Source organism: Rhabdaerophilum sp. SD176, from assembly GCF_030143245.1.
Taxonomy (GTDB): Bacteria; Pseudomonadota; Alphaproteobacteria; order Rhizobiales; family Beijerinckiaceae; genus Rhabdaerophilum.
In genome coordinates this window covers 84,939-97,346 of record NZ_JARJNS010000003.1, presented here as the reverse complement: position 1 = coordinate 97,346, position 12,408 = coordinate 84,939, and the positions used below count along the sequence as shown (strand labels likewise).

Sequence of the window (12,408 nt, the reverse complement as noted above, 5' to 3'; positions counted from 1 at the left end):
CTTTCTGACGTTGGAGCCATAAACTGTCAGGCTTTGCGGCCGAAGGTCTCGTCGAAGGCGTAACCGGCGCCGCGCACGGTCCGGATCGGATCAGCCTGACCGCGCCGGTTCAGCACTTTCCGCAGCCGGCCAACATGGACATCGACGGTGCGCTCGTCGACATAGACATCCTGCCCCCAGACGGAATCGAGGAGATGGTCGCGTGCGAAGACCCGGCCCGGGCTCTTCATCAGGAATTCCAGCAGCCGGAACTCGGTCGGTCCCAGATGCAATTCGCGCTCGGCACGGCGAACCCGCTTGGTCACCCGGTCGAGTTCGATATCGCCGATCACAAGGCGATGGGCCACATGCTCGGGCTTGACCCGGCGGAGCAGGGCATGGACCCGCGCAACCAGTTCGGGAACCGAGAAAGGCTTGACCACGTAGTCATCGGCACCCTGGCTGAGGCCGCGGATCCGTTCCGATTCCTCGCCGCGCGCTGTCAGCATGATGACGGGCAGACGAGCGGTTTCCGGCCGTGCCCGCAGGCGCCGGCAGATTTCGATGCCCGACAGGGCCGGCAGCATCCAGTCAAGAATCAGCAGGTCCGGCACGGTTTCCTTGAGACGGAGATCCGCTTCGTCGCCGCGGGCCACATGATCGACCTCGTAGCCCTCGGCAGTCAGGTTGTAGCGCAGCAGGATGGCCAACGCCTCCTCGTCTTCCACAACCATGATGCGCGGTGCCATAACGGCCTCACTTACCCGGCGCGGAAACCGCGAAAACCGAGGATTCGCCTTTCGGGCGCGGGCCGCTCAATTGCTGCCCCGTCTCGATGAAAAAGACCGTCTCGGCGATGTTGGTGGCATGATCACCGGCACGCTCGATGTTCTTCGCGATGAAGAGCAGGTGGGTCGAGAACGTGATGGAACGCGGATCTTCCATCATGTAGGTCAGCAGCTCGCGGAACAGAGAATTGTTGAGCTGATCCACCTCGCCATCATGCAGCCAGACATGACGCGCGAGATCGGAGCTTTTCTGCGCGAAGCCGTCCAGCACGGCCTTGACCTGGCCGAGAACCAGATGGGCCATGTGCTGGATGCCAGCCAGCGACCGGGTGCCGATGAAACGCTCTTCCATCACCGTGACACGCTTGGCGATGTTCTTCATCAGGTCGCCGATCCGCTCGATATCGGAAGCAATGCGGATCGTGCCCATGATATGGCGAAGATCATTCGCCATCGGCTGGCGCTTGGCGATCACGAGAACAGCAAGTTCCTCGATCTCGTTCTGCAACGCATCAAGCTGGCCATCCCGTTCGATAACGCCCCGGGCCTTGCCCACATCGTGGCGCACCAGGGCATCAATCGCATCTGTCAGCATGGCCTCGGCAATGCCGCCCATCTGGTTGATTTTGACGGAAAGAGCGCCAAGCTCCTCGTCATAGGCCCTCACGATATGCTGGGTCATTGTCTGCTTTCCATCTCGCCGCAGAATCAGCCGAAGCGGCCGGTAATGTAATCCTGGGTCCGCTTGTCCTTCGGGTTTGTAAAGATCTGCTCGGTCGATCCTTCCTCGACGAGGGAGCCGAGGTGGAAGAAGGCGGTGCGCTGCGAAACGCGCGCGGCCTGCTGCATGGAATGGGTGACGATGACAATCGTGAAGTTGCTCCGCAGCTCGTCGATCAGCTCCTCGATTTTCGCCGTGGCAATCGGATCAAGCGCCGAGCAGGGCTCGTCCATCAGGATGACTTCCGGGCTGACAGCGATCGCGCGTGCGATGCAGAGGCGCTGCTGCTGGCCGCCCGAGAGGCCGGTGCCGGATTCCTGAAGGCGATCCTTCACTTCCTCGAACAGGCTGGCGCGCTTGAGCGAGTTGACGACAATCTCGTCAAGCTCGGTCTTGCTCCGAGCCATGCCGTGGAGCCGGGGCCCATAGGCGACATTCTCGTAGATCGACTTCGGAAACGGATTGGGCTTCTGGAAAACCATGCCCACCCGGGCACGAAGCAGCACCACGTCGAGGCGGGAATCATAGATATCCTTGCCATCAATGGTGATGTCGCCGGTCACGCGGCAGATCGGAATCGTGTCATTCATCCGGTTGATGCAGCGCAGGAAGGTCGACTTGCCGCAGCCGGACGGACCGATGAACGAGGTTACCGCCCGCACCGGGATATCGACGGAGACATCCTTCAGTGCGTGCTTTTCGCCGTAATAGACATTGACATTGCGGGCAGCCACTTTCGCGGCGGCGGCGGCGGGTTCGGGCATGTTCGCCTGTTCCTGGATCATGGGAGATGCAAAGGACATCGACTCTTTCCTTGTTTATGCCGCGCACGATTACCAGCGGCGCTCGAAGCGACGCCGCAGGAGAATGGCCGCGCCATTCATGACGAAGAGAAAGCCCAACAGGACGAGGATTGCCCCGGCGGTCTTTGCCTGGAAGGCGACCTCGGGCAAGTCCGACCAGAGGTAGATCTGGACCGGCAGCACCGTTCCAGGATCGGTAATCGCCTGCGGGATGTCGACGATAAAGGCCACCATGCCGATCATGAGCAGCGGTGCGGTTTCGCCCAGGGCATGCGCCATGCCGATGATCGTGCCGGTCATGATGCCGGGCATGGCCAGGGGCAGGACATGATGGAAGATCGCCTGCTGATGCGAAGCACCGACGCCAAGCGCCGCTTCCTTGATGGACGGCGGAACGGCCTTCAGCGCCGCACGGCTGGCGATGATGATCGTCGGCAGGACCAGCAGCGCCAGAACCAACCCGCCGACCAGCGGCGCCGAGCGTGGCAGGCCAAAAAAGTTCAGGAACATCGCGAGACCGAGCAGGCCGAAAACAATCGACGGAACGGCTGCGAGATTGTTGATGTTGACCTCGAGAATATCGGTGAACCGGTTCTTCGGAGCGAATTCCTCAAGATAGACGGCAGCACCGACGCCGAGCGGCAGACAGACCATCAGCGTGACCAGGAGGGTCAGGGCCGAACCGATCAAGGCCCCACGGATGCCGGCGAGTTCGGGCTCGCGGCTGTCACCGCTGGTGAAGAAGCGCGTTGAAAAGGCCTTCTCGATGGCACCGCGGCCATTAAGCGTTTCAAGCCAGGCGATATCGGCGTCGCTGGCCTTACGGTTGCTCTCCGGCGTGGCAAAAGTGGCAACCGTCCAGGAGTCGATCCGGGAGATCTCACGCTGCGGCGCCACAAGGAGGAAGCCCTTGGCCGAGCTCGCTCCGATCTCCTGAAGCCGGATCGAAGCACCCTCGGCCCGAACGATCCGGCTGGGCATGGAGGAGAAGTCGATCGTTTCCGCGCTGCCGACATCGCCAGCACGGCGCCGGAGCTCAGCAACACGCTGGGCAAGTTCGATACGCCTGGCATCCAGCGCCGCGTTGTTGCCGCCCTGCTGGGAAGCCGGCAAACGGGCCAGTTCGGCGCCAATGCGCTCGGCATCCTGCATCAAGCCGGCCTTCACATCGGCCAGAATGGCCGCGAAAGGCTGGCCGGATCCGGACAGCTCGACCTCCCGGCCGTTGATCTTCACATCGAGTGCGCCGGTCCCGGGAGCGGAAGAGATCCGGGAAGACAGACCCTTGAAATGGAGGTCGGCATCGTCCGACAGGAGAATCGGGAAGCGGATCTTCTGGCCGATCAGCGCGGGGTCACGGATAACCGCGGCCCGCAAGTCATCGGCGGCACCGCTCGAGACCAGCGCCTCGAGCCGGCGGCGTTCGGCGCGCTGGGTTACCTCGGGAAAGTTGGCCCGCCAGGCGTCCATGACGATCTTGTTGTAGTCACCGTTCCGCAGGGCATCGATTTCCCGACGCCCCGTCGGGTCGATCAGGCTGGCATCGAGATCCAGCGTCAGGACGACGCGATGCTCGAAGAAGGCTGGCATGCCCTTCCGGACGATATCCGCGAGAAGGATGAAGACGAAGGCGCCCGCGAAGAGAACAGCCAGCAAGCCATAGAGCTTGAAGCGTGCCTCTGTCTGGTAGCGCCGCTTCACACGCGCCTGCGCCTCGTCGGAGCCGTAATCGAAGGTGCGGATGCCCGGTGCGGGCGGAGTCATCGAGGTGTCAGTCATATTGTTCCCGATACTTCCGAACGATCGCCAGCGCGATGACGTTAAGGGTCAGCGTGAAGAAGAAGAGCACGAAGCCGAGGGCGAAGGCCGCCAGCGTCTTGGCACTATCGAATTCCTGGTCGCCGACAAGGATGGTCTTGATCTGGACCGTGAAGGTGGTGACGGCATCGAGCGGGTTGAACGAGAGGTTCGCGGCAAGCCCCGCCGCCATGACCACAATCATCGTTTCGCCGACAGCGCGCGAGATGGCGAGCATGAAGGCGGACACGATGCCGGGAAGCGCGGCCGGGAGAACAACCTTCTTGATCGTTTCAGACCGGGTCGCGCCCATACCATAGGAGCCGTCGCGCAGGGATTGCGGAACCGCGGTAATGACGTCATCCGACAGGGACGAGACGAAGGGCACGATCATGATGCCCATGACGAGCCCGGCAGCGAGCGCGCTTTCCGACGCGACACTCAGGCCAAGCGATGTTCCGACCTCGCGGATCAACGGCGCAACCGTGAGGGCAGCGAAGAAGCCGAGCACGACGGTGGGAATGCCGGCGAGGATCTCGAGGATCGGCTTGGCCCAGGCGCGGAACTTCGGCGATGCATATTCGGCCATGTAGATCGCGGCGAAGAGGCCAATCGGGCCGGCCACGAAAATGGCGATGGAGGAAATAAGCAAGGTCCCGACGAGCAGCGGCACCATCCCGAACGAACCCGAGGATCCCACCTGGTCCGCGCGGATCGCGGTCTGGGGTGACCAATGGGTGCCGAAGAGGAAATCGACCGGCGAAACCTTCTGGAAGAACCGGAACGTCTCGAACAGGACCGAGAAGACAATCCCGATCGTCGTGATGACAGCGACCGTCGCGCAGGCCATCAGGAGATAGCGCACGACATGCTCGAACCGGTTCCGGGCACGGAACTCACCAGAAATGCTGCGCAGTGAAAACAGGGACATGGCGATGCCGACGGCAAGGCCGAGGCCGAGGACGGCCCAGTTCGTCAACGCTGCAAGATAGGCGTACATCGCGGCGCCCGCCTGAAGCGCCTGGGTGGCATTGGCGGCGCCTCGACCGCTCGCAAATTCGCGGATCTCGCGGAAAGCCGCACCCCGACGCAACTCGTCCGTCAGGAGGGCCGGATCCATAGCCACGAGAGATTGATACTCGACGAAGCGTGCGGACAGTACGGATCCAACGAAATGGATCAGGATCATCGGGATGATGACCTGGGCCGCCGCGAGCAGGCCGTGATAATTCGGGCGAGAATGAAGGGTCTGGCCACCGGCCAGCGCAGCCGCCCGGCTCCGGACAAGGAAGTAGGCCCCGAGGGCGAGCGCGATCATGAGCGCGTAATATAAACTTGTCACTGCCTACCCCCGCTGGCAAGGATCGGCGCCCGCAGGCGCCGATTTATTTCGCCGATAAAGCCATTACTGGCCGCTGCCTTACTTCGGCAGACCTTCGCCCGTCATGGACTTCAGGGCCGCGACATTGGCCTTGGAGGTGGCAAGCTTGGCCTTCGGAACCGGGACGAGGCCCTTCTTCTCGAGATAGCCGCCTTCGGCAGCCGCACGATCCGAAACATATTCCTGGGCGAACTTGTCAAGACCCGGGACGACACCGACATGGGCCTTCTTCACGTAGACGAAGAGTTCACGCGACGGGCCATACTTCAGCGAGGAGATCGAGTCCATTTCCGGAACGACACCGTCAATCGTCACACCCTGGATCTTCGCGGCGTTCTCTTCGAGGAAGGAGAAGCCGAACACGCCGAAGGCATTCGGGTTGGCTTCGAGCTTCTGGACGATCACGTTGTCGTTCTCGCCGGCTTCGACATAAGCACCGTCTTCACGGATGGTCTTCCAGGCGGCGTCGAAAGCCTTGCGGTCCGAAGCCTTCAGCGCCTTCAGGGCCGGGATCTGCTCGGCACCCGGCTCCATCACGAGCTCATGGAGCGAGTCGCGCGTACCGGAGGTCGGCGGCGGGCCCAGGATCTCGATCGGCTTGTTCGGCAGCGACGGGTCGATCTGGTTCCAGGTCTTGTAGGGGTTCGGGATGAGCTTGCCATCCGGACCCGGAACGTTCTTCGCCAGAGCAAGGAACACCTGGGCACGGGTCAGCTTCATCGGCGCCGACTTCTTCGAATGCGAAAGCGTCAGGCCATCATAGCCCACCATCAGTTCGATGATGTCCTTGACGCCGTTCTTCTGGCAATTCGCGAACTCGCCCGCCTTCATGCGGCGCGAGGCATTGGTCGCATCGGCAAAGTTGACGCCGACACCTTCGCAGAACATCTTCATGCCGCCGCCGGTACCGGTGGATTCAACCACCGGGGTCTTCACACCGCCGGTCTTGCCAAGCTGTTCGGCAACCGCCGTCGTGAACGGATAGACGGTCGACGAACCAACGATACGGATCTGGTCGCGTGCGGAAGCAACGCCGGCGCTCAGGGCCATGGCGAGGGCGATCGCGGACACGCCGAGGAATTTCGAACCCATCTCGGGACTCTCCTTGTTAGCCCGACCGCGCGGGGTTTAAATGCGGCCGGTCCGAACGCTTCTATAGGCCGGTGACGACAAAACGATGACAGTACAACCGGTTGAAACTACGTGGTTTTCAATCTTTTGTGGTCGGCAGCGTCACCGAGAAGACCGCGCCCTCTCCGAGTGTGCTGGAGATCGCCAGTCGCCCGCGATGGCGGGTCACGATGTGCTTGACAATGGCCAGGCCAAGCCCGGTTCCGCCGAGGACGCGGCTTTCGGCAACGTCAGCCCGGTAGAAGCGCTCGGTCAGGCGCGGGAGATGCTCCTCGGCGATGCCCGGCCCGTAATCGCGGACCTGGACAACGAGTTCGGCTGGCGGATCCTCTCCGACCTTCTGGAGCCCGATGTCCACCCTGCCGCCGCTCTGGCCGTATTTGATGGCGTTCTCGATCAGGTTCTCGAAGACGCGGACAAGTTCGTCGCGATCCCCCGCAACCGGGGGCATGCCCTCGGCCAACTCGAAATGAAGCTGGACGCCCCGGTCGCGGGCGAGCCCCCCCAGCGCATCGGAGACGGAGCGGAGAAGCAGCGCGAGATCAACCGAAGCCGCCGGCGGAATATGGGCATTCAGCTCGATTTTCGAGAGCGAAAGCAGATCCTCGATCAGCCGGGCCATGCGCCTCGCCTGCTGCTCCATGATCCCGAGGAAATTGCGCCGAGCCACCGGATCGTCCCGCGCCGGACCTTGCAGGGTCTCGATGAATCCGAGGATCGAGGCGAGCGGCGTCCGCAATTCATGGCTCGCATTGGCCACGAAATCCGCACGCATCGCCTCAAGCCGGCGAGCAGCGGTCGTGTCCGTCATGAAGATGACCGCATAGGCCACGCCGTTAGCCGGTTGGACGGGCCCCTGGCCGAGGCGGCGGATGATGATGTCGTAGCTCCGCTCGATCGGGACGCGTTCGACGATTTCGGCCCGCGCTTCGGCCTGGCCGGCAATCACCATCTCGAGCGCCGCAAGCATGGCCGGAGCCCGAAGCGCGAACGAAACCGGATGTCCAAGCCGGAGGCCTGCAAGAGCCCGCATGGCAGCCGCATTGCCATGCACCATGTTGCCGCGGTGATCGATCAGGATGGTCGGCGAGGTCATCGCATCCAGCACCGTGTTCAGCCGCATGTCCGGCGGATTGCGGATGGAGCGGACCGGATCGGCCCGGCGCAAGCTGGACGGTTCGAGCGTGCGCCAGCCTAGCCAGACGAAGACGAGCGCCAGAAGGGCGAGGAGATGCGCCAGCCAGGGCAGGCTGGAGAGATGCGCCATGAACAGGAGCCCGCCCAAAGCGGCAATGGCCAGCACGCGGAGGACATTGGCACGCATCACGAGGGAGCGGAGCGTGGGCGGTACCGGTGCATCCTCTGCCGGATCGGATGGCGGGCTGGCGTCAGACATGCTCGCCCTCGTCCGGGGTCGAAAGCTGTCGCTTCAGCATACCGGCGCGGATCATCAACTCGCGGACCCCGAGCAGGACCAGCGCGAGGACAAAGGGTACGACGTAGTAGCAGAGCCGGTAGACCAGAAGCGCGCCGAGCAGTTGCTCCCGCGGGACACCCGGCAGGGCCAGCAGCATCGTCGCCTCGAAGACGCCGATACCGCCGGGTGCATGGCTGGCAATGCCGAGCGTGCAGGCGAAGACGTAGGCGGCCAGCATGGTCGCAAACGGAACCTGCGCATCCGGTGGGAGCAGGACAAAGAGAACGGCCGCGCCGGCGCAAACATCGGCGGCGCCCAGCGCCATCTGCCGCGACGTGATCCGCACGCCGGGAAGGCGCAGCTGCCAGCCCTGGACAGACAGCGTCCGGTTACCCCGCTTGACGACCAGAAGATAGATCGCGATGCCAAGGAGGACGGCAAGCCCAATCAGGACATTCATCGACAGCGGCAGCCGCGTGAAGGTCGAGGCGGAGCCTGGAAGGACGATCATGACCGTGGCAAGGACCACGCCCATCCCCAGCCAGAAGGTGATCCCGGCGATCAGTGTCAGGCTGGCAATGGCCCGGGCACCAAGCCCAACACTGGAATAGATCCAGTAGCGCACGGTTGCGGCCGTCAACAGCGGGAAGCCGAGCGTGAAGCTGACGGCATAGGAGGTGAAGGAGGCAAGCGCGGCGATCCTGTAGCGGACCTTCTGGGTGGTGACGGCCGGCAGCGCCACCCAGTCATACCCCGTCAGCATCAGGTAAGAGACCGCCGTGAAGAACAGGGCGAGCCAGATCTGGCTGCTTTTCGCCCGCGCGAAAGCGGCCTTCACTTCGTCTGCATCCAGTTCGGTGATCAGCCAGTACAGGACAGCCAGCGACACGGCGAACAGCCCGGCACTGGCGAGCGTGCCGGCAATCTTCATGAAGCGGGCACGACGGGCCATGACGGCGGAATCTTCCCGCGCGGCGGCTTGGTCCACGTTGCTCACCCTTTCTTCCGCTCCCGAAGCCTGGAGCTTTCGGGCCCGACATTCATGCCGGCGTAGCGTATCGTTGATGTTGCGATGGCTATCAACCGAAATTCCTGACCGAATCATGGTGAGGATGCGGTGCTTGTGCGCACGATGGCGGCAGAGCGCCGCACCCTGTCACGCCCGGCTGGCGAGACGCCGCATCCAGTCGCCGGCATCGCCCATCAGGACCGCGATGCCGATCCGGGCCCCGACGAACATGCTCAGGATCGCAACGGGCATCGACAGGGCCAGCAGGGAGCCCGCGGTCAGGCCCTGACCAATGGTGCAGCCCCCGGCCAGAACACCGCCTGTGCCCATGCAGATGGCACCGACGAGATGCCGCTTCATCTCGTGGTGATCATCGAAGGCCTCCCACCGGAACTCGCCCGCCCGGACGCTGGCAGCAAAGGCGCCGATCACGACGCCGGCCACGTTGCTCACGCCGAAGTCCAGCCAGTCATCCTGCCCGGAAAGCACGCCGAACATCGCCCGGGCCACCGGCGCGACATAGGTGAGGCTCTGCACGCGCTGGTGCAGGTCGAAGGGGTCGCTCCACCAGCCGCTCGCAGCCCAGCCCATGGCCACCGCAACGCCGAGCGTAAGACCTGCTGTCAGCAGCCGCCGGGCCCGCAGCAATCGCGGATCGCGCAGTACAGCCAGGACGAGCAGCACAATGACGGCCAGACTGACCACGGCGCGGAGGTCAAGGCCGGCAAACCGTTGGATCTGCGTTGCGAGGTCCGAGGCGCTGGGCCCCGGCATGGGCCATGCCCAGCCCTCGATCATGCCGATGCGGAAGCCGGACAGCACGCCGCGCAACATCGCGTAGGCAAAGAGTGCATAGACAATGATCACGACAAGGCTGCGGAGATCGCCGCTGCCCAGTCGGATCAGCGAGCCGAAGCCGCAGGTGCCGACAAGCGCCATGCCGATGCCGAACAGCACGCCGCCGATGACCAGCCCGACAACAGGCACGGATTGGGGCAGGTAGGTTGTCCGGCTGGCATCGAGGAAATCAAACAGGATCATGCCCTGGGTCAGGAGAATGGCAACTGCCAGGGCCAGTCCGAAGACCTTGGCGCGCCGCCAGTCCTGCCCCATCAGGCCGTCCTCGATCGCGCCGAATGTGCACAGACGGGCGCGATAGATGATCGCGCCAAGGGCCAGCCCGGTCAGGAATCCCAGCAGACCGGTGGCGAGTGCAGGCATTCGGTGCTGTTCCTCAGGTTTTGGGAGGGTCGCAGAAGATGCTGTAGATGATCGAGATCACCTGACGCACATCATTGTTGGCGAGGCTGTAGTAGATGGTCTTGCCATCCCGCCGGGTGGTGACCAGCCCGTCGAGACGGAGGCGCGCGAGTTGCTGCGACACGGTCGGCTGCCGCAGCGACAGGATGTTCTCGAGGTCGCTGACCGAGCGTTCCTTCTCCGAGAGGAGGCAGAGCAGCAACAGCCTGTTCTCATGGCTGAGCGCCTTCAGGAAATCGCTGGCCTTACGGGCCTTGCGCATCAGCTGGTCAAGTTCAGGCGAGAACTCGTCGCCGTCACGCAGTTCGGATTCAAGGCCTGCTTCAATCAAGGACATTGGTTACTTTCCCGCTTGATCTTCCGAGTCCAGCTTGCCAGCCAGCATCTTCATCAGGCTCCAGAAGGCGTCGTCCCCCATATAGCCGGTTATCCGGCCAATTTCTTCCCCTTTTTCCACCAGAACAAAAGTCGGCGTGTAGAAGACCGGCTCCTTCAGGCGGTAGGCGGATTGTGACTGCCGGTCGAGCATCACGGCCTTCAGCGGCGCGCGCGCGCCTTCCGGCGTCTTTGGATAGATGCTGCCCACTTCCTTGTGCCAACGCACGCACCAGGGGCAACCCGGCCGCTCATACATGACCAGCTCGGCGGCAAGCCCGTTTGTCATCCCGGCCCAGGCCAGCATGATCCCGACAAGCCACGCCCTGACGGGCGCGAATGGCCGGAAGCAGCGGAGGATGGAAACGGAAGGCAGCATCCACATGATATAGCGCAAGATGAATATGTTGGCCAGTCTCCTCAGAATCCGTCGGCGCTGGTATGAAGGCGACGGAGCCGGCGCATGATGACCCACATGACCGCGACAACCAGCGGAACCGACAGGCCGATCGCGACATCCAGTGGCAGCGGGAGCCATCCCGATTCCTTGCCGGCCTTGAGCAGATAGCCAACCAACCCGATCACATAATAGCTGATCGCCGCAACAGAGAGGCCCTCGACCGTCTGCTGCAGACGGAGCTGCATGCGCGTGCGCTCGCTCATTCCGCTCAGGAGCGCATTGTTCTGCTTGGCGAGTTCCACGTCGATGCGGGTGCGGAGAAGCCCGGAAGCACGCGTCAGCCGCGCCGCAAGATCGAGAAGATTGGCCTCCATCGTCTCGCAGGTGCGGAGCGCCGGCGCGTTGCGCCTTGTCAGGAAGGCCTCGACAGTCGGCGCATCCTGGCTTGCCGGAACCGTGAAGGCCGAGAGCCGATCATTGAGGATCGCGCCATAGGCGCGCGTTGCACCGAAACGGAATTTCGTGGTGGCGATCTCGCTCTCGACGCGTGCCGTCATGTTGGTCAGGCGGGCCAGCAGCTCGTCACCTTCGTTGAGCGTGGTCTGGTGCACAAGATCGCCCATGAGGTCCGCAAGCCCCTTCTCGACCTCGCGGACGATCGGACCGATCCGTTGTGCTTCCGGCAATCCGAGCAAAGCGAGGTTGCGATAGACCTCGATTTCCATCACATCCCGGGCGAGCGAGCCGAGGCGTCGGTCGGGCAGGCCGCGATTGACAATGACAAACCGCACGAACCCGGCCTCGTCGGGCACGAAGTCCGACGCGACGCGGGCGCGGCCATCCTCGACATCGGAGACCGAGATCACACCCGACTGGACGTGGCTCATCGCCGCATCGCCCTGGTCCTCGCCGATCAGCGACATGTCGACCGAGACGATGTGCGGGCCGGGTTGCTCCGGCAAGGCGAGCGACGCGAGGATCTCGCCCCCGGTCAGGTCAAACCGGGCTGCCTCGCCGCCCAGCATGAAAACATAGGTGGTGAATTCCGTATGCTGCTCCCACCGGAACAGGCCCTGCGGCAGGTTCATCCGGTGATGCCGGGCCGAGGCCGGCGCCGGCGCCGCGCCATGGCTCCGCGCAAAGGCATCCAGCCGCTCACGGACCTGCTCCGGCGAGGCAGTGCCGCGGAGGAAGGCGAGCCCGAGCACGCGCGCTGGCGTTTCGAGCCGGAAGAAAGGCCGTGCATGGGCTTCGGAGAGAATCGCGTGGCGCGCCGGATGCGGGGCGAAGGGCGGGGTCGAGGCGACGGTCAGCACGGAAAACCCCATGAAACGAAGAAGGGAGGCT

Annotated in this window: 12 protein-coding genes; all 12 read right to left on the bottom strand. The window is 63.5% G+C overall.

What is annotated here, in order from left to right; genetic code table 11:
- Positions 1–26: 26 nt before the first annotated feature.
- Complete coding sequence (phoB, locus tag P0652_RS07260) at positions 27–728, bottom strand: phosphate regulon transcriptional regulator PhoB (RefSeq protein WP_284178126.1); 702 nt, start codon at positions 726–728, stop codon at positions 27–29.
- 7 nt (positions 729–735) lie between these two features.
- Positions 736–1,449 carry a phosphate signaling complex protein PhoU gene (gene phoU, locus P0652_RS07255; RefSeq protein WP_284178125.1) on the bottom strand — a complete coding sequence of 238 codons (714 nt, stop codon included), beginning with the start codon at positions 1,447–1,449 and terminating at the stop codon, positions 736–738.
- Between the two features lie 26 nt (positions 1,450–1,475).
- A complete protein-coding gene (gene pstB / locus P0652_RS07250; protein ID WP_284178558.1) occupies positions 1,476–2,252 on the bottom strand; it encodes a phosphate ABC transporter ATP-binding protein PstB in 777 nt (258 codons plus the stop codon).
- Positions 2,253–2,321: 69 nt separating this feature from the next.
- The gene (gene pstA / locus P0652_RS07245; protein WP_349774976.1) at positions 2,322–4,055 is read right to left on the bottom strand and encodes a phosphate ABC transporter permease PstA; all 1,734 of its coding nucleotides are present in this window, start codon (positions 4,053–4,055) and stop codon (positions 2,322–2,324) included.
- Between the two features lie 7 nt (positions 4,056–4,062).
- The gene (gene pstC / locus P0652_RS07240; RefSeq protein WP_284178123.1) at positions 4,063–5,430 is read right to left on the bottom strand and encodes a phosphate ABC transporter permease subunit PstC; all 1,368 of its coding nucleotides are present in this window, start codon (positions 5,428–5,430) and stop codon (positions 4,063–4,065) included.
- Positions 5,431–5,508: 78 nt separating this feature from the next.
- Positions 5,509–6,561, bottom strand: a complete 1,053-nt coding sequence (locus tag P0652_RS07235) for a PstS family phosphate ABC transporter substrate-binding protein (RefSeq protein WP_284178122.1) — start codon at positions 6,559–6,561, stop codon at positions 5,509–5,511.
- A 118-nt stretch (positions 6,562–6,679) separates the two neighbouring features.
- Positions 6,680–7,996 carry an ATP-binding protein gene (locus P0652_RS07230; protein WP_284178121.1) on the bottom strand — a complete coding sequence of 439 codons (1,317 nt, stop codon included), beginning with the start codon at positions 7,994–7,996 and terminating at the stop codon, positions 6,680–6,682.
- Complete coding sequence (locus P0652_RS07225; RefSeq protein ID WP_284178120.1) at positions 7,989–9,014, bottom strand: lysylphosphatidylglycerol synthase domain-containing protein; 1,026 nt, start codon at positions 9,012–9,014, stop codon at positions 7,989–7,991. The genes P0652_RS07230 and P0652_RS07225 overlap by 8 nt, the downstream gene beginning before the upstream one ends.
- A 159-nt stretch (positions 9,015–9,173) precedes the next feature.
- Complete coding sequence (locus tag P0652_RS07220; RefSeq protein ID WP_284178119.1) at positions 9,174–10,247, bottom strand: YeeE/YedE family protein; 1,074 nt, start codon at positions 10,245–10,247, stop codon at positions 9,174–9,176.
- A 13-nt stretch (positions 10,248–10,260) separates the two neighbouring features.
- Complete coding sequence (locus tag P0652_RS07215; protein ID WP_284178118.1) at positions 10,261–10,623, bottom strand: ArsR/SmtB family transcription factor; 363 nt, start codon at positions 10,621–10,623, stop codon at positions 10,261–10,263.
- A 3-nt stretch (positions 10,624–10,626) separates the two neighbouring features.
- Complete coding sequence (locus tag P0652_RS07210) at positions 10,627–10,968, bottom strand: thioredoxin fold domain-containing protein (RefSeq protein ID WP_284178117.1); 342 nt, start codon at positions 10,966–10,968, stop codon at positions 10,627–10,629.
- A gap of 113 nt (positions 10,969–11,081) precedes the next feature.
- Entirely contained in the window at positions 11,082–12,377 is a 1,296-nt protein-coding gene (locus P0652_RS07205) for a DUF3422 family protein (protein ID WP_284178116.1), read from the bottom strand.
- Between the last annotated feature and the right edge of the window lie 31 nt (positions 12,378–12,408).